Annotated in this window: 16 protein-coding genes; 11 read left to right on the top strand and 5 right to left on the bottom strand. The window is 63.9% G+C overall.

From position 1 onward, the window contains the following. The first annotated feature begins 55 nt into the window (after positions 1-55). The 7 genes from FJ979_RS08045 to FJ979_RS08080 all read left to right on the top strand — a co-directional run bounded on the left by FJ979_RS08045 (position 56) and on the right by FJ979_RS08080 (position 6,946). Positions 56-655 carry a VOC family protein gene (locus tag FJ979_RS08045; protein WP_140580472.1) on the top strand — a complete coding sequence of 200 codons (600 nt, stop codon included), beginning with the start codon at positions 56-58 and terminating at the stop codon, positions 653-655. A 141-nt stretch (positions 656-796) separates the two neighbouring features. Next, positions 797-3,091, top strand: coding sequence for a bifunctional salicylyl-CoA 5-hydroxylase/oxidoreductase (locus FJ979_RS08050; RefSeq protein WP_140580474.1), 2,295 nt, complete (start codon positions 797-799; stop codon positions 3,089-3,091). After that, a complete protein-coding gene (locus FJ979_RS08055; RefSeq protein ID WP_140523750.1) occupies positions 3,088-3,861 on the top strand; it encodes an SDR family NAD(P)-dependent oxidoreductase in 774 nt (257 codons plus the stop codon). The genes FJ979_RS08050 and FJ979_RS08055 overlap by 4 nt, the downstream gene beginning before the upstream one ends. Further along, the gene (locus FJ979_RS08060) at positions 3,855-4,325 is read left to right on the top strand and encodes a MarR family transcriptional regulator (protein WP_140513060.1); all 471 of its coding nucleotides are present in this window, start codon (positions 3,855-3,857) and stop codon (positions 4,323-4,325) included. The genes FJ979_RS08055 and FJ979_RS08060 overlap by 7 nt, the downstream gene beginning before the upstream one ends. Continuing rightward, positions 4,322-5,134 carry an enoyl-CoA hydratase family protein gene (locus tag FJ979_RS08065; RefSeq protein WP_140496981.1) on the top strand — a complete coding sequence of 271 codons (813 nt, stop codon included), beginning with the start codon at positions 4,322-4,324 and terminating at the stop codon, positions 5,132-5,134. Before FJ979_RS08060 ends, FJ979_RS08065 begins: the two co-directional genes overlap by 4 nt. 210 nt (positions 5,135-5,344) lie before the next feature. Further along, a complete protein-coding gene (locus tag FJ979_RS08075; RefSeq protein ID WP_140580475.1) occupies positions 5,345-6,493 on the top strand; it encodes an acyl-CoA dehydrogenase family protein in 1,149 nt (382 codons plus the stop codon). A 57-nt stretch (positions 6,494-6,550) separates the two neighbouring features. Further along, positions 6,551-6,946, top strand: coding sequence for a RidA family protein (locus FJ979_RS08080; RefSeq protein ID WP_140580477.1), 396 nt, complete (start codon positions 6,551-6,553; stop codon positions 6,944-6,946). Between the two features lie 91 nt (positions 6,947-7,037). Here the strand turns inward: FJ979_RS08080 and FJ979_RS08085 are convergent, their stop codons facing one another. Continuing rightward, on the bottom strand, positions 7,038-8,132 hold the full coding sequence (locus FJ979_RS08085; protein WP_140580478.1) for an LLM class flavin-dependent oxidoreductase: 1,095 nt from the start codon (positions 8,130-8,132) through the stop codon (positions 7,038-7,040). Positions 8,133-8,257: 125 nt separating this feature from the next. Between FJ979_RS08085 and FJ979_RS08090 the strand changes: the two genes are divergently transcribed. The 4 genes from FJ979_RS08090 (at position 8,258) to FJ979_RS08105 (ending at position 12,429) form a co-directional block, all read left to right on the top strand. Further along, a complete protein-coding gene (locus FJ979_RS08090) occupies positions 8,258-9,031 on the top strand; it encodes an HpcH/HpaI aldolase/citrate lyase family protein (protein ID WP_140580480.1) in 774 nt (257 codons plus the stop codon). A 439-nt stretch (positions 9,032-9,470) separates the two neighbouring features. Next, a complete protein-coding gene (locus tag FJ979_RS08095; protein WP_140496991.1) occupies positions 9,471-10,268 on the top strand; it encodes an ABC transporter substrate-binding protein in 798 nt (265 codons plus the stop codon). Between the two features lie 158 nt (positions 10,269-10,426). Further along, positions 10,427-11,101 (top strand): amino acid ABC transporter permease, encoded by a 675-nt coding sequence (locus tag FJ979_RS08100; protein WP_140556801.1) that lies wholly within the window; start codon positions 10,427-10,429, stop codon positions 11,099-11,101. Positions 11,102-11,148: 47 nt separating this feature from the next. Beyond that, positions 11,149-12,429, top strand: a complete 1,281-nt coding sequence (locus tag FJ979_RS08105) for a cysteine desulfurase-like protein (protein ID WP_140523731.1) — start codon at positions 11,149-11,151, stop codon at positions 12,427-12,429. A 234-nt stretch (positions 12,430-12,663) separates the two neighbouring features. Here the strand turns inward: FJ979_RS08105 and FJ979_RS08110 are convergent, their stop codons facing one another. The 4 genes from FJ979_RS08110 to FJ979_RS08125 all read right to left on the bottom strand — a co-directional run bounded on the left by FJ979_RS08110 (position 12,664) and on the right by FJ979_RS08125 (position 16,283). Continuing rightward, on the bottom strand, positions 12,664-13,494 hold the full coding sequence (locus FJ979_RS08110; RefSeq protein ID WP_140556803.1) for a dipeptide ABC transporter ATP-binding protein: 831 nt from the start codon (positions 13,492-13,494) through the stop codon (positions 12,664-12,666). Then, positions 13,491-14,348 carry an ABC transporter ATP-binding protein gene (locus tag FJ979_RS08115; protein ID WP_140497000.1) on the bottom strand — a complete coding sequence of 286 codons (858 nt, stop codon included), beginning with the start codon at positions 14,346-14,348 and terminating at the stop codon, positions 13,491-13,493. The genes FJ979_RS08110 and FJ979_RS08115 overlap by 4 nt, the downstream gene beginning before the upstream one ends. A 2-nt stretch (positions 14,349-14,350) precedes the next feature. Beyond that, the gene (locus FJ979_RS08120) at positions 14,351-15,205 is read right to left on the bottom strand and encodes an ABC transporter permease subunit (protein WP_181169874.1); all 855 of its coding nucleotides are present in this window, start codon (positions 15,203-15,205) and stop codon (positions 14,351-14,353) included. A 70-nt stretch (positions 15,206-15,275) separates the two neighbouring features. Continuing rightward, on the bottom strand, positions 15,276-16,283 hold the full coding sequence (locus FJ979_RS08125; RefSeq protein ID WP_140497004.1) for an ABC transporter permease subunit: 1,008 nt from the start codon (positions 16,281-16,283) through the stop codon (positions 15,276-15,278). Between the last annotated feature and the right edge of the window lie 21 nt (positions 16,284-16,304).

The raw sequence follows: 16,304 nt of genomic DNA on the forward strand, positions 1-16,304 counted from the left end.
CTCGGATGTGCGACCGGCCAATGACAAAGCCCCGCCAAATGGAGGAGAAACTGACATGAAGACAACAATTCGAAATGCAGCACTCGCTGCCGCCATCCTCGGCAGCACCGGTGTGGCGGCAGCAAGCTCGATCCCCGGCATGCGCGGGCACGACCACACCGGCATCACGGTTCCCGACATGAAGCAGGCGGTCGATTTCTTCACCGACGTGGTCGGCTGCAAGAAGGCAATGTCGTTCGGCCCGTTCGCCGACGACAAGGGCACCTTCATGCAGGATCTTCTCGGCGTCGATCCGAAGGCTGTCATCGAGCAGGTCACCATGGTTCGCTGCGGCACGGGGTCGAACATAGAGCTGTTCAAATACACCGCGCCGGACCAGAAGGACCTGACACCGAAGAACAGCGACATTGGCGGTTTTCACATCGCCTTCTATGTCGACGACGTCGCGGCGGCGAAAGCCTATCTCGAGGCCAAGGGCGTAAAGACCAGGTTGGGGCCGCTGCCGGTCAAGGAAGGACCCGCCGCCGGCCAGACCATCCTTTACTTCCAGGCGCCTTGGGGCTTGCAGCTGGAAGCGATCAGCTATCCCGACGGCATGGCTTACGAGAAGAGTGCCGAGACGGTGCTGTGGAGCCCGAAGAACCCGGAAAAGTGAGCCCACGGACCGCGCGTGCGGCGATGCGCGAGCGCGCGGTCCGCTATTTCGCATAATCGTTTCGGCATAAAACTTTAAGCTTGAAATACCTTGGCCCCGGCGCGATACTGAAATCAAGCAAGCGAAGAGGAGATCGCACAGATGAAGGTTGCGGTTCTCGGCGGCGGACCAGCCGGCCTTTACTTCGCCATTTCGATGAAGCTGAGGGACGCCGCGCACGATGTGACGGTTTTCGAGCGTAATCGCGCCGACGACACGTTCGGCTGGGGCGTCGTTCTGTCAGCCGAAACGCTTGAGAATCTGGCCAGGAACGATCCGGTCAGCGCCGTCTGGATCAAGAAGCATTTTGCGTATTGGGACGACATCGCCGTGGTCCATGACGGCGTGCGCACTGTATCCTCAGGCCACGGCTTCTGCGGCATCGGCCGCAAGCGGCTCTTGATCCTGTTACAACGGCGCGCACGCGAGCTCGGCGTCAAGCTGATGTTCGAGACCGACATCGCCGATCCCAAGCCCTATATGGAGACGCATGACCTGGTCGTCGCCGCAGACGGACTGAACTCCAGGGCGCGCAACAGCTTCGTCGACATCTTCAAGCCCGACATCGACACGCGCAAATGCAAGTTCGTGTGGCTCGGCACCCATCAGAAATTCGACGACGCTTTCACCTTCATCTTCGAAAAGACCGAGCATGGCTGGGTGTGGGCGCACGCCTACCAGTTCGACAGCGACACCGCGACCTTCATCGTCGAGTGCAGCGAACAGACCTGGGCCGCCTTCGGCTTCGGCGCCATGACGCAGAAGGAATCCATCGCCGTCTGCGAGCGCATCTTCGAAAAGCATCTTGGCGGCCACAAGCTGATGACCAATGCCAACCACATCAGGGGTTCGGCCTGGATCAATTTCCCGCGCGTGCTGTGCGAGCGCTGGTCGTTCGAGAACCTGGCGCTGATGGGCGACGCGGCGGCATCGGCGCATTTCTCGATCGGCTCCGGCACCAAGCTGGCGCTGGAAAGCGCTGTCGCGCTGGCCGAGTATGTCGAAACCGAACCGGACCTAAAGGCCGCATTCCGTAAATATGAGGATGCGCGCCGCACTGAGGTGCTGAAGCTGCAGTCGGCGGCACGCAATTCGCTCGAATGGTTCGAGGAAGTCGAGCGCTATCTCGGCCTCGATCCGGTGCAGTTCAACTATTCGCTGCTGACCCGCTCGCAGCGCATCAGCCACGAAAACCTGCGGCTGCGCGACGCGGAGTGGCTTGAAAGCGCGGAGGAATGGTTCCAGCGCCAGGCGGGCGCCGGCGCCAACAGGCTGCGCCGCGCGCCGATGTTCGCGCCCTTCAAGCTGCGCGACATGCGGCTCAGCAACCGCGTGGTCGTCTCGCCGATGGCGCAGTACAAGGCCGTCGACGGCTGCCCGACGGACTGGCATTTCACGCACTATGCCGAGCGTGCCAAGGGCGGCGCCGGGCTCATCTATATCGAGATGACCTGCGTCAGCCCCGAAGGGCGGATCACGCCCGGCTGCCCGGGCTTCTATGCGCCCGAACATGAGGCGGCGTGGAAACGGCTGGTCGATTTCGTCCATACCGAGACCGAGGCGAAGATCTGCGCACAGATCGGCCATTCCGGCGCCAAGGGTTCGACCCAGGTTGGGTGGGAAGGCACGGACGTGCCGCTCGCCTCGGGTAACTGGCCAGTCATGGCGGCATCGGCGGTCGCTTGGTCGCCGCAGAATCAGGTGCCGAAGACCATGGATCGCGCCGACATGGACAGAGTGCGCGACGAGTTCGTGGCTTCGGCTGAGATGGCCGACCGCTGCGGCTTCGACATGCTCGAGATCCACGCCGCGCACGGCTATCTCCTGTCGTCCTTCATCACGCCGGTCACCAACCGGCGCACGGATGCGTATGGCGGTTCGCTGGAAAACCGCATGCGATATCCCCTTGAAATCTTTCGCGCCGTACGCGCCGCCTGGCCGGCGCAGAAGCCGATCTCAATGCGCATTTCGGCCAATGACTGGGTCGGCATCGAAGGCGTAACACCCGCCGACGCCGTCGAGATCGCGCGGCTGTTGCATGAGGCCGGCGTCGACATTTGCGACGTCTCGGCAGGACAAACTTCGGTGCTGGCAAAGCCGGTCTATGGCCGCATGTTCCAGACGCCGTTTTCCGACCGCATCCGCAACGAAGTCGGCATGGCGACGATGGCGGTCGGCAACATCTATGAGCCGGACCATGTCAATTCGATCCTGATGGCCGGCCGCGCCGACCTGGTGGCGCTGGCACGGCCGCATCTCGCCGATCCCTACTGGACGCTGCATGCGGCGGTGGCGCTCGGCGACCGTGGCGTCAAATGGCCCGATCCCTATCTGCCCGGGCGCGACCAGATCTACCGGCTGGCCGAACGCGATGCCGCAGCGGGGCTGAAAGTATGACGGCCGCCGCGATGATCGCCGGCAGCCACGCCCTTGTCACCGGCGGCGGGTCTGGTGTCGGCCGAGCGATCGCTCTGGCGCTGGCTGGTGCCGGCATCGACGTCACCATATGCGGCCGCCGCGAGGCGGAGCTGGCCAAGGTGGCTGGCGAAAGCAAAGGCGTTTTCGCCATCACTGCCGATGTCACCAATGAGGCGGCGATGGCATCGCTTTACGAGACGGCGGAGGCCGCGCGCGGGCCGTTCGACATCGTCGTCGCCAATGCCGGCATGGCGGGCAGCACGCCGGCGCACAAGACCACGCTGGCCGACTGGCAGCGGACGCTGGACGTCAACCTGACCGGCGCTTTCCTGACGGTGAAGCCGGCGCTCGCCGGCATGGCCGCGCGCAAGGCGGGCCGCATCGTCTTCATCGCGTCTACCGCCGGACTGAAAGGCTACGCCTATGTCGCGCCTTACGTGGCGGCCAAGCATGGCGTCGTCGGCCTGATGCGGGCGCTGGCTGCCGAGACGGCGAAATCCGGCGTGACCGTCAATGCGGTGTGCCCGGGGTTTGTCGAGACGGACATGTTGGACGAGTCCATCGAGCGGATCGTTGAAAAAACCGGCCGTTCGACTGAACAGGCGCGGGCGAGCCTTGCCGCGACCAATCCACAAGGCCGCTTCATCCAGCCGCAGGAAATTGCCGCCGCCGTGCTGTGGCTGTGCGGCGATGCGGCGGCGTCGATCACCGGACAGGCAATTTCGATCTCAGGAGGCGAAACATGGTAGCCGGCCCCCTGCCCGCGCCGTCGGGACCCGGCAAGGACCGCTTGCGGCTGTGGATCAGGCTGCTGCGCGCCTCGCGCACGATCGAGGCCGAACTGCGCGAGCGGCTGAAGAAGGAATTCAACACGACGTTGCCGCGCTTCGACGTGATGGCCGCGCTCTACCGAGCGCCCGAAGGCATGCTGATGAGCGATCTGTCGCGCTTCCTGCTGGTATCCAACGGCAATGTCACGGGCATCGTAGATCGGCTCGTATCCGAGGGGCTGGTCGCGCGCGCCCGCCGCAATGGCGACCGCCGCACCTCGATGGTGCGGCTGACGGATGAGGGCTCGAAGTCCTTCGCAGTCATCGCTGCCGCTCACGAGGGCTGGGTCGGCGAATTGCTGGGCAAGGTGAGCGAGGACGACGCGCGCCGGCTGACCGGCATGCTGACCTCGTTCCGCAGCAACTGGGAGGGACGCGAATGAGCAAGATGGCCGGCTTCAAGCCGAAGCATTTCCTCTGGCAGGTCGAAGGCCGGATCGCCAAGGTCCGGCTCGACCGGCCGGAGCGCAAGAACCCGCTGACCTTCGACAGCTATGCGGAACTGCGCGATACATTCCGCGACCTCGTCTATGCCGACGATGTCGATGCCGTGGTGTTCCTGTCCAATGGCGGCAATTTCTGCTCCGGCGGCGATGTCCACGATATTATCGGCCCGCTGGTCAAGATGGACATGAAGCAGCTCCTGGCCTTCACCCGCATGACCGGCGATTTCGTAAAGGCGATGCTGAATTGCGGCAAGCCGATCATCGCGGCGGTCGACGGCGTGGCGGTCGGCGCCGGCGCCATCATCGCCATGAGCTCCGACATCCGCATCGCCACGCCGGACGCCAAGACGGCATTCCTGTTCACCCGCGTCGGTCTTGCCGGCTGCGACATGGGAGCCTGCGCGATCCTGCCGCGCATCATCGGCCAGGGCCGCGCCGCCGAACTGCTCTACACCGGCCGCAACATGACGGCTGCCGAAGGCGAGCGCTGGGGGTTCTACAACAGATTGGTCGATGCCGCATCGCTCGAGGCCGACGCGCTCGACATGGCGGCGCGCATCGTCTCCGGCCCGACCTTCGCCCACGGCATCACCAAGACGCAGTTGAACCAGGAATGGTCGATGGGCCTTGACCAGGCGATCGAGGCGGAAGCTCAGGCGCAAGCGATCTGCATGCAGACGCGCGATTTCGAGCGGGCATACAAGGCCTTCGTTGCCAAGGAGAAGCCGGTGTTCGAGGGGAATTGAGGATGAGCGGTTTTTGCCCAGGCACCCCCCTCTGGCCTGCCGGCCATCTCCCCCGCAAGGGGGGAGATTGGCAGCCTCAGCGTCGCCGCTCCTTCGGCAACGTCTATTATTGGCGAAAACATGACAGCCAGATGATCTCCCCCCTTGCGGGGGAGATGGCCGGCAGGCCAGAGGGGGGTGTGAAGGAACTCGGCGCAGAAGGAGATAGGCATGCCTGACCGCTCCTTCCTCGACTGGCCCTTCTTCGAAGACCGTCATCGCGAACTGGCCGAGCACCTCGAAGCATGGTGCGCGAAGAACCTACCCGTCGATCACCATGACGTCGACGCCGCCTGCCGCGAGCTGGTGCAAAAACTCGGCCGGGACGGCTGGCTGAAGCCGACGGCGCTCGACACCGGCAATCCCGGGCCGCTTGACGTGCGGACCTTGTGCATCACGCGCGAGACGCTGGCGCGGCATGACGGGCTCGCCGATTTCGCCTTCGCTATGCAGGGGCTTGGCACCGGAGCGCTCAGCCTGTTCGGCACGCCGCAACAGCAGCAATGGCTTTTGAAGACGCGCGCCGGCAAGGTCATTTCCGCCTTTGCGCTGTCGGAGCCGCGCTCGGGATCGGATGTCGCCAATATGGAGATGACAGCGACCCGCGATGGTTACGGCTATGTCCTGTCGGGCGAAAAGACCTGGATCTCCAATGGCGGCATCGCCGATCTCTATGTCGTCTTTGCCCGCACAGGCGAGGCACCCGCCGCCAAGGGGCTATCAGCCTTCATCGTGCCCGGGGACAGCAAGGGCCTCGGCATCGCGGAGCGCCTGGAAGTCATAGCGCCGCATCCGCTGGCACGACTGTCTTTCGATCAGGTCCGCCTGCCGGCCGCCGCACTGATCGGCAAACCGGGCGACGGCTTTCGCATCGCCATGTCGGTGCTCGACGTGTTCCGCTCGACCGTCGGCGCGGCGGCACTCGGCTTTGCTCGCCGCGCACTCGATGAAAGCATCAAGCGGGTGGCCGAACGCAAGCTGTTCGGGGCGCCGATGGCCGAGCTGCAGATGGTGCAGGGCCATATCGCCGACATGGCGCTCGACGTCGATGCCGCGGCGCTTTTGGTCTACCGCGCCGCCTGGACCAAGGACATGGGCGCGGCGCGGGTAACGCGCGAGGCGGCGATGGCCAAACTGTTCGCCACCGACAAGGCGCAGGAGGTGATCGACAAAGCGGTGCAACTGCATGGCGGCGACGGCGTCCGCAAGGGTCACATCGTCGAAAGCCTGTATCGCGAGATCCGCGCGCTGCGCATCTATGAGGGTGCTTCCGACGTGCAGAAGGTGGTGATCGCGCGACAGGTGATGGGGGCGGCCTGACTCCGGTCACGTCAAGGTTTGGACTGTTTCGAACGCGGATATTGCGGAGAGTTTGAAATGCACGAGATTCTGCAGCCGGATGGCTGGGCCAAGCCGGTCGGTTACTCCAATGGCGTAGCGGCTCGCGGGCGGCTTGTCTTCGTCGGCGGACAGGTCGGCTGGAATGGGCAGTGCCAGTTCGAGACCGACGATTTCGTCGGCCAGGTGCGGCAGACGCTTCAAAATATCGTCGCGGTGCTGGCGGAGGCCGGAGCTGAGCCGCGGCACATCACGTCAATGACGTGGTATTTCACCGATAAGAGCGAATATCTGGCCAATCTCAGGGGTATAGGCGAGGCCTATCGCAAGGTGGTCGGCCGGCATTTCCCGGCGATGGCCGCGATGCAGGTGATGGCACTGGTCGAGGACCGAGCCAAGGTGGAGATCCAGGCCACCGCGGTTATCCCGGAATAATCGGCAGTCGCTTCGTCATCCTGGGTGCAGCAAGGAGCGTAGCGATACGGCGCAGACCCCAGGATGAGAAATCAGGAAGGCATCGGCCAGACTATTTTCCGCGAAGGCCGGCCCGCTCCAGCAGCGGCAGCACGTGATCGCAGAAATAGGGGAGTTCCTGCGTGTAGTTGACGAAGGACAGCGCAATGCCCTGGTAGCCATGCCCGGCAATGGCGACCATATCGGCGGCGATCGTTTCGGGCGTTCCGACCAAAGGATAGGTGCCGGCGCCGCCGGCGAAACGCTGGCGGTAGCGGTCATAGGCATACGGGTCGTGCGACCGCGAGAATTCCTTCTTGCCGGCCATATGGGCATCGACCGCCTCACGGTCGGCCAGATCGACGGCATAGCGCGTGTAATAGGCCTGCGCCTCCTCCATCGTCGGCCGGCAGACGACATGCGCCACGGTGTAGACGCCGACCTCGCGGCCAGCCTTGTCGGCCCGCTCACTGATATCGGCGACATGTTTGCCGGCATCGTCCATTTCGGAAAAGGTCGTGAACAGATAGTCGCAACGGGCGGCGGCGAAATCGCGGCCCGGACCGCCGAAAGCCGCGTTCATCGTCACCGGGCGCGGAACTTGCAGGCTGGCCGGCCGGCTGACCGCCTCCTTGAGACGATAATAAGTGCCCTCATAGTCGAGAGGTTCAGCCGACGCATAAAGCCTTTCCAGAATTTCGATCCATTCGGCGGCCTGATCATACCCCTTCTCGACCAGCGGCGTGCCGAACATGCCGAATTCCTTCGGGTTCCAGCCGCAGACGATGTTGAGGCCGGCACGGCCCTGGCTGATATGATCGACCGTCGCCAGCGCCTTGGCGGCGTAGAGCGGATGCACGAGCGGCACATGCACGGTCATGAACAGCCCGATCTGCTCGGTGGCCACACTGAGCGCCGCCGCCCAGGTGAAGGTCTCGAACGACCATTCGCGCACCCTGTTGCGGCCGCCAAAGCCGCGCCAGCGCGCGATCGGCAGCAGGAATTCCAGCCCCGCCCGGTCGGCGATCTGCGCCGCCGTCAGATTATCCTGCCAGCTTGCCGTCCAGCGTTCAGGCACATCCGATATGGCAAGGCCGCCATCGGCATTGGTCGAGAAGACGCCGAGCTTCAGTCTGTTTGGGCCGTGCAGGGGATGCGCTTTGATCATGTCCGGAACTCGCGGCGGGAGATCGACACGCTAGGCTCGCGCGAAAATATTTCAAGCCTGAAATAGCTTCGCCTCGCCGCTGTTTGCGGATATGAATTCCGGCACGACAACAAGGGGATGGAACGATGAGCGGGTTTCGCCACAAATGCATCGGCAGGGAAAGCCTCGTCGGTTCCTTTGCCGCCATTCCGCATCCCGTTGCGGTTGAGGTGATGGCGCAGTCCGGTCTCGATTTTCTCTGCATCGATTGGGAACATGCCCAGATTTCGCGCGACATGATCGAGGCGATGGTGCGCGCGGCCGACATCCATCGCGTGCCGGCCATGGTGCGCGTGCCCGGCCATGCACCGGAAGCGATCGCCGCGGCATTGGACAGCGGCGCGCAAGGCGTGCTCGTCCCGCGCGTCTCGACCGCCGCCCAGGCGCAGGCGGCGGTGAAGGCCTCGCGTTATCCGCCGACCGGCGAGCGCGGCGTCGGGCCCGGACGGGCCGCCGGCTATGGCTACCGCATCTCCGAATATCTCGCTCAGGCCAATGACAGCATCGTCGTGGCGGTTCAGGTCGAGACATCGGAAGGGCTGGCCAATATCGAGGCAATCGCCGCCGTCGAGGGCGTCGACGTGATTTTCGTCGGGCCCGGCGATCTCTCCGTATCGATCGATGCGATCGGCCTCAAAGGCGCCGACAAGCTCGCGCAAGCGATCCGCAGGATCATCGATGCGACAATCGCGCATGGCAGGACATCCGGGATCTTCTGCGCGAAGCCGCAAGATGTCGCCCGATGGGCAGCACTCGGCGCCAGTTTCTTCATCCTGGCCAGCGACACGATGCTTCTGGGGGCTGGCGCTGCTGCCGGCAAAGCCGGCGCGGATGCCGAACTGGGCAGGAGCGGCCGCTAGCGCTATCGAAAGGTATGCCAGGCGCCGCCGCTGCCAACTTTTTAAGCTTAAAACTTTTGCCTTGAAAACTGCCGCGGTTTGGATAAGCATTCCTCGATCGATGGCGACTGCCGTTCCGGACGGGCTTGCCGGACATCCATCGTGGTGCATCGGGTGGGATCAAAGGGTTTCAGTCCTTGTCGTTCATGCTGCCCCCAGTCATCCTCCAGCACGCGCCATGCGTGCGATGGCGTGCGCGCGCCAGATCCGCGATCCGCATACCGAGAGCATCGCCAACCTTGCCTTCCCGCCGATGTGCGTCTGCCGCGACCGGACAGCGCCCGACCGTATGGCAGCGAGCATGAATTGACGCCCCGCTGGGAGGTGGGGCGGCAAGAAACCGTGCGGGCATCAGCCCGCCCGATCAACAACCAGAGGGAACACCCCAGAGGGACCAACAATGAGCCTGACCCGTCGCAATCTCATCCTTCTCGCGGCCGCCATCGGCATCGCCGCCGGACCGGCAACCGCCTATGCCGCCGATGTGCTCAATGTCGGCGCCTACCCGACCAACCCGCCCTTCGAGTACAAGAACGAGAGCGGCACTTTCGAGGGCTTTGAAGTCGACATCGTCAACGAAGCGGCAAAGCGCGTCGGCATGACCACCGACATCGCCGATCTCGGCTTCCAGGCGCTGTTCGCCGCCACCACCTCGAAGCGCATCGATGTCGCCATCTCGTCGATCACCATCACGCCGGAGCGGCTGAAGTCGCAGTCGTTCACGCAGCCTTACTATGATTCCGACATGGGCATCGCCACCAAGACCGACAGCCCGATCAAGGCCGAGGCCGACCTCAAGGGCAAGATCGTCGGCGTGCTGTCCGGCTCGACCGGCGAGACCTGGGTCAAGGCGCATCAGGAGGCCGATGGCCTCAGCGACGTAAAGGGCTATGACACACAGCAGAACCTTTTGCTCGACCTCAGCGCCGGGCGCATCGACGCGGCTGTCAGCGACATTCCGGGCATGCAGTACTCCTTCACCAAGATGAAGGATCTCACCGTCAAGGAACGCATCAAGACCGGCGAACAGTACGGGCTGATGATGACCAAGGACCACCCGCTGCTCGGCAAGCTCAACGACGCGCTGACGGCAATGAAGAAGGACGGCACGCTGGCCGCGATCCACAAGAAGTGGTTCGGCAGCGACGCGCCCGCCGATTCCTCGACCGCCAAGGAAATGCCGGTGCCGAAGGCCTGAGCGGCGGCCGCCAAGGAGAACGTGCCGGCTCGAAAGGCCGGCACGTTCCGTTTGATACATAGTCTCCCGGAACCAGCGCGGCGCGGCAAAACCGCTTTCGCTGTTCCGGACCTCTGCTCCGGCGTCAAGGGACGCCAAACGGTTCGGGAAAGCCTCCCATGTCGCTGCTCGATACCTTCTTCAACGCCGACGTCATCGCGTCCAGTCTGCCGGCGCTGCTGCGCGGCTTTCTCAACACGCTGCTGCTCGGCCTGCTCAGCATCGGCATCGGCATCCCCATCGGCCTGGTGATCAGCCTGTTGCGGCTTTATGCGCCGAAGCCGCTCCGGTGGCTGGCGGTCGGCTACACCGATATCTTCCGCGCGCTGCCGGTGCTGGTCGTGCTGATCCTGATCTATTATGCGCTGCCCTTCCTCGGCATCCGCCTATCGTCCTGGGCTTCCGCCGTAACGGCCTTCGCCATCATCATGTCGGCCTATTCGGCGGAAGTGTTCCGCTCCGGCATCGAAAGCATTCCGCGCGGCCAGTTCGAGGCGTCGCAGGCGCTCGGCCTGCCGTTCCTTTTGACCTTGCGCAAGGTGGTGCTGCCGCAGGCGGTGCGCGTCGTCATCCCGCCGATGACCAGCAACTGCGTCTCGATGTTCAAGGACACCTCGCTCGCCTCCACCGTGGCGCTGCCGGAACTCCTGAAGGAAGCGACCAATGCACAGTCGCTCTATGCCAATCCCTCGCCGCTGATCGGCGCAGCCCTGGTCTATCTCATCTTCCTGTGGCCGATGGTTCGCCTCGTCAGCCTGCTTGAAGGCCGTTTCAAAACCGAGAAGACGCGCTGACCGCGCCTTCAACTTCCCCTCTACCGAGCACTTCGCAGGAGACGACCATGAACAAGCATCAAGCCGCCAATGCGACCGGCACTTCCGGCGCATTCCCTGTTGAAAGAATCCGGGCGATGTTTCCGGCCTTGCAGCGGGCAGGCGACTTCATCTTCCTGGACAACGCCGCCGGCGCGCAGATTCCGCAGAGCGTGCTCGATGCGGTGACCAACCATCTGGTATCGCACAATGTGCAGCGCGGCGGCCGCTATGGCCGCAGCGTCACCGTTGACCAATCGGTCGCCGATGCGCGGACAAGCGTGGCACTGCTGATCAATGCCTACAGCCCATCCGAGATCTGCTTCGGCATGAACGCCACCTCGTTCATCCGCCTAGTCAGCCTCGGCATCGGCCAGATGCTTGGAGAGCGCGACGAGATCGTCGTCACCGACATGGACCATGACGCCAACATCGCGACATGGCTGGCACTCGAATCCGCCGGCGCCAAGTTCAAGTGGTGGCGCATGCGCGAGGACGGCAACCTGCATATCGACGATCTGCGCCCGCTTGTTTCCGATCGTACCCGGCTTGTCGCCTGCACGGTGACGGCGCATTCCATCGGCTCGATCGTCGACGTCGCTTCGGTGGCAGGGATCGCGCACGCCGCCGGCGCCGAAGTGTTCCTCGACTGCGTGCATTACGGGCCGCATGGGCTGATCGACGTCCAGGCATGGGATTGCGACTATCTCGTCTGTTCCGGCTACAAGAATTTCTCGCCGCATATGGGTTTCCTGTGGGGCCGCTTCGAAACGCTGAAGCGACTGCCGACCTTCCGCGAGGACTTCATCCCCGACGAGCCGCCCTACAAGGTCGAGGCCGGCACCTTCATTTACGAGAACGTGTCGGGCATGGATGCGGCCGTGCAGTATCTCGAGCTCATCGGCCGCAATCTTGCTCCGTCCAACAACCGCTCGCGGCGCGAAAACATCGTCGCCGGCATGGGCGCCATCCGCGACTACGAGCTGGTGCTGGCGCGCGAGATGCTGGCTGTGCTGAAGAGCTGCGGGGCAACAATCTACGGCGTTTCCGAGGAGGCCCGGATCAACGAACGCGTGCCGACCTTCTGTTTCAACATCGGCAAATTGTCGCCGCAGCGGATCGTCGAGGAAATGGCCGAGATGCAGATCGGCATTCGCGACGGCCACATGTACGCCCCGCGCCTGATGAAGCGCCTCAACCTGTCGATGGACAGCGGCGCCATCCGCGCCTCGTTGGTGCACTACAATACGGTCGAGGAAGTCAGGCGTTTCGGTGAAGCGCTGCGGGCTGTCATCGCGAAGCTGTCGTAGCGCTCGACCCTTTTCGCGAGAGAAACCGGAGGCGTGACTGCCTCCGTTTCGTCATCCACGGGCGGAGCAAGGAGCGGAGCGACGCGGCGCAGACCCGAGGATTCATGCCGTGATATGCGAGCGTTACCACGGTGCACAACCTGCTCCGCAGCGCTTTTCGGCTGAGATAACGGCATGGATCCTAGGATCTCCGCACCGCGTTGCGGCGCTCCGCCCTAGGATGACGAATTGGAGTCACGCCGCTTTCTTCTTCGCCAGCCTCGCCTTGATGCTGGCGACATCGGCGCGCGGCGTGGCGGCGAACAGCGTCCTGGTGTAGCTGTGCTTGGGGTCTGAAAAGACCTCGTCGCGCGAGCCGTATTCGACCGCCTCGCCGAAATACATCACCATCACGTCGTCGGCGATGTAGCGCACCACGGAGAGATCGTGGCTGATGAAGACATAGGTCAGCTGGAATTCGTCCTGCAGGTCGGCGAGCAGGTTGAGCACCTGTGCCTGCACCGACAGATCGAGCGCCGAGACCGGCTCGTCCAGCACCAGAAGGCTCGGGTTCAGCATCAGCGCACGGGCGATGGCGATGCGCTGGCGCTGGCCGCCCGAGAACATGTGCGGATAGCGGTTGTAGTGCTCGTGACCGAGGCCGACCTTCTTCAGCATCTTCATGGCGAGGTCGCGCCGCTCGGCGGCCGTCTTGTCGGTGTTGATCAGCAGCGGCTCGCCCAGCACGTCGCCGATCTTCTGGCGCGGGTTGAGCGATCCGTAGGGGTTCTGGAAGACGATCTGCACCTTGCGGCGCATCTCCTTGGTCAATCCGCCCCTGGCGATGTCGACCTTGTTGCCGTCGATGAACAGTTCGCCCGATGTCGCCGGATCGATGAGCGTGATGATGCGGGCGAGCGTGGACTTGCCGCAGCCGCTTTCGCCGACGATGGCGAGCGTCTTGCCCTTATCCACGGTGAACGAGACGCCCTTGACCGCGTGCACCGTGCGCGGCCCGCTGAACAGGCCGCCGCCGATATGGTAGTCGCGAACGATGTTCTTGCCTTCGAGGACGGTGGTGCTCATGCGGAGGCTCCCGCGGCCGAGGGCGCCGGCTCGAACAGCATGTCGGAAACGGTCGGCAGCCGGTCGCCGACCGCGTTCTCCGGCAGCGCCGACAGCAGCGCGCGCGTGTAGTTGCTTTTCGGGCTCTCGAACAGCGACAGCACGTCGGCCTCTTCCATCTTGCGGCCCTTGTACTGAACGATGACGCGGTCGGCTGTCTCGGCCACCACGCCCATATTGTGGGTGATCATGATCAGGCCCATGCCGTATTTGGCCTGCAGCGAAACCAGGAGATCAAGGATCTGCTTCTGGATGGTAACATCGAGCGCGGTGGTCGGCTCGTCCGCGATCAAGAGCTTCGGATTGCAGGCGATGGCGATGGCGATCATGACGCGCTGGCACTGGCCGCCCGACATCTGGTGCGGAAACGAGCTCAGCCGTTCTTCCGGATCGGCAATGCCGACGAGCTTCATCAATTCGATGGCGCGCGCGCGGCGCTGGGCGCGGTCCATGCCCATATGGAAGCGCAGCACCTCCTCGATCTGGAAGCCGACGGTGAAGCACGGGTTGAGGCTGGCGATCGGCTCCTGGAAGATCATGGAGATATCCTTGCCGACGATCTTGCGCCGCTCGGACGGGCTGAGCTTCAGCAGATCGACGCCGTCGAAGGCCATGCGGTCGGCCTTGACGGTCGCGGTGTTGGGCAGCAGCCCCATCACCGCCAGCATCGCCACCGATTTGCCGGAACCGGATTCGCCGACGATCGCCAGCACTTCGCGCGGCTCGATCGACAGGTCGATGCCCTGCACGGCCATGAACGGACCGGCGGCGGTGTCGAAGGAAACGGTGAGGTTCTTGATCTCGAGCAGGGACATGCTCACGACCTCTTCAGCTTGGGGTCGAGCGCGTCGCGCAGGCCGTCGCCGATCAGGTTGATGGCAAAGACGGTGATCAGGATGGCAAGGCCGGGGAAGGTCACCACCCACCAGGCGCGCAGGATGAACTCGCGCGCCTCGGCCAGCATCGTGCCCCATTCCGGCGTCGGCGGCTGCGCGCCCATGCCGAGGAAGCCGAGGGCGGCGGCTTCGAGGATGGCGTTGGAGAAGGACAGCGTCGCCTGCACGATCAGCGGCGCGATGCAGTTGGGCAGGATGGTGACCAGCATCAGCCTGAGATGGCTTGCGCCCGCGACCTTGGCCGAGATGACATATTCGCGGTTCTTCTCCGCCATCACGGCGGCGCGGGTGAGCCGGGCGAAGTGCGGCTGCAGCACGAAGGCAATGGCGATCATGGCGTTGACCAGCCCAGGTCCGAGAACGGCGACCAGCACCAGCGCCAGCAGCAGCGACGGGAAGGCCAGGATGATGTCCATGATGCGCATGATGAGCGTATCCACCCAGCCGCGGCAGTAGCCGGCGAGCAGGCCGAGGATGACGCCGGAGATCAGCGCCGTGGTGACGACGACGAAGCCGATGGCGAGCGAGAAGCGCGAGCCGTAGATCAGGCGCGAGAGAATGTCGCGGCCGACGGCGTCGGTACCGAGCAGGAACTGGGCGCTGCCGCCCGCCTGCCAGGCCGGCGGCGTCAGGAAGAAGTCGCGGAACTGGTCGTCCGGCGAATGCGGGGCGAGCAGCGGCGCGAAGACCGCGATCAGGATCAGCAGCGCGAAGACGAAGAGGCCGATCACCGCGCCCTTGTTGATCGAGAAATAGTGCCAGAACTCGGCGAACATCTGCAGCCGGGCGTCCTGCGGCCTGACGACGGTCGCGGCTTCGATTGTGGCAGGGCCTTCGTTGGTCATGTCAATTCGCCCGGATACGCGGGTTGATGACGGCATAGAGCACGTCGACGATGAGGTTCACCGACATGACGATGAGCGCGATCAAAAGCAACCCGCCTTGCACGGTGAAATAGTCGCGCTTGGAAATAGCGTCGATCATCCATTTGCCGATGCCTGGCCACGAAAAAATGCTCTCGGTCAGGATGGCGCCGGTCAGGAGCGTGCCGACCTGCAGGCCAATGGTGGTGACGACCGGGATCAGCGCATTGCGGAAAGCGTGCAGCCCGATGACGCGGCGAGGCGCCAGGCCCTTGGCGCGCGCGGTGCGCACATAGTCCTCGCCGAGGACCTCGAGCATGGCCGACCGCGTCTGCCTGGCGATGACGGCAAGCGGAATGGTGCCGAGCACGATGGTGGGCAGGACGAGGTGCGACAGGGCCGAGCGGAATGCACCCTTCTGTCCGGAGATCAGGGAATCGATGGTCATGAAGCCGGTTACCGGCTTGAAGAAATAGAGAAGGTCGATGCGGCCGGAAACCGGCGTCCAGTGCAGCATGCCGGAGAACACGATGATCAGCAGCAGCCCCCACCAGAAGATCGGCATGGAATAGCCTGCCAGCGCCGTTCCCATGGTCAGTTGGTCGAACCAGGAGCCGCGGCGGATCGCGGCGAAGATGCCGAAGGCGACGCCGATGACGATGGCGAAGATCATGGCGAAGATGGCAAGTTCGACCGTCGCCGGGAACCGCACCAGGAAATCCTTGAGCACCGGCGTCTTGGTGGAAAACGAGGTGCCGAAATCACCGCTGAGGATATTGGCCAGATAGGTCAGGTACTGTCGCCAGATCGGCAGGTCGAAGCCGAACTGGTGCATCAGCGCAGCGTGACGTTCGGGCGACAGGCCGCGTTCGCCCGCGAGCACCAGCACCGGATCACCGGGCAGGATGCGCACGAAGCCGAAGGCGAGGATGGTTATCCCGATGAAGGTCGGGACGATGAGGGCGAGCTTGCCGAGGATATAACGCAGCATGGCGGGCGAGGTGGGACGGCG

Origin of the sequence: Mesorhizobium sp. B1-1-6 (assembly GCF_006443035.1) — a bacterium.
In the GTDB taxonomy this organism is placed as follows: Bacteria; Pseudomonadota; Alphaproteobacteria; order Rhizobiales; family Rhizobiaceae; genus Mesorhizobium.

Bases quoted from the DNA above. Each gene is read 5' to 3' on its own strand.
- FJ979_RS08045 (WP_140580472.1), top strand. From the start codon at position 56: ATGAAGACAACAATTCGAAATGCAGCACTCGCTGCCGCCATCCTCGGC.
- FJ979_RS08050 (WP_140580474.1), top strand. From the start codon at position 797: ATGAAGGTTGCGGTTCTCGGCGGCGGACCAGCCGGCCTTTACTTCGCC.
- FJ979_RS08055 (WP_140523750.1), top strand. From the start codon at position 3,088: ATGACGGCCGCCGCGATGATCGCCGGCAGCCACGCCCTTGTCACCGGC.
- FJ979_RS08060 (WP_140513060.1), top strand. From the start codon at position 3,855: ATGGTAGCCGGCCCCCTGCCCGCGCCGTCGGGACCCGGCAAGGACCGC.
- FJ979_RS08065 (WP_140496981.1), top strand. From the start codon at position 4,322: ATGAGCAAGATGGCCGGCTTCAAGCCGAAGCATTTCCTCTGGCAGGTC.
- FJ979_RS08075 (WP_140580475.1), top strand. From the start codon at position 5,345: ATGCCTGACCGCTCCTTCCTCGACTGGCCCTTCTTCGAAGACCGTCAT.
- FJ979_RS08080 (WP_140580477.1), top strand. From the start codon at position 6,551: ATGCACGAGATTCTGCAGCCGGATGGCTGGGCCAAGCCGGTCGGTTAC.
- FJ979_RS08085 (WP_140580478.1), bottom strand. From the start codon at position 8,132: ATGATCAAAGCGCATCCCCTGCACGGCCCAAACAGACTGAAGCTCGGC.
- FJ979_RS08090 (WP_140580480.1), top strand. From the start codon at position 8,258: ATGAGCGGGTTTCGCCACAAATGCATCGGCAGGGAAAGCCTCGTCGGT.
- FJ979_RS08095 (WP_140496991.1), top strand. From the start codon at position 9,471: ATGAGCCTGACCCGTCGCAATCTCATCCTTCTCGCGGCCGCCATCGGC.
- FJ979_RS08100 (WP_140556801.1), top strand. From the start codon at position 10,427: ATGTCGCTGCTCGATACCTTCTTCAACGCCGACGTCATCGCGTCCAGT.
- FJ979_RS08105 (WP_140523731.1), top strand. From the start codon at position 11,149: ATGAACAAGCATCAAGCCGCCAATGCGACCGGCACTTCCGGCGCATTC.
- FJ979_RS08110 (WP_140556803.1), bottom strand. From the start codon at position 13,494: ATGAGCACCACCGTCCTCGAAGGCAAGAACATCGTTCGCGACTACCAT.
- FJ979_RS08115 (WP_140497000.1), bottom strand. From the start codon at position 14,348: ATGTCCCTGCTCGAGATCAAGAACCTCACCGTTTCCTTCGACACCGCC.
- FJ979_RS08120 (WP_181169874.1), bottom strand. From the start codon at position 15,205: ATGTTCGCCGAGTTCTGGCACTATTTCTCGATCAACAAGGGCGCGGTG.
- FJ979_RS08125 (WP_140497004.1), bottom strand. From the start codon at position 16,283: ATGCTGCGTTATATCCTCGGCAAGCTCGCCCTCATCGTCCCGACCTTC.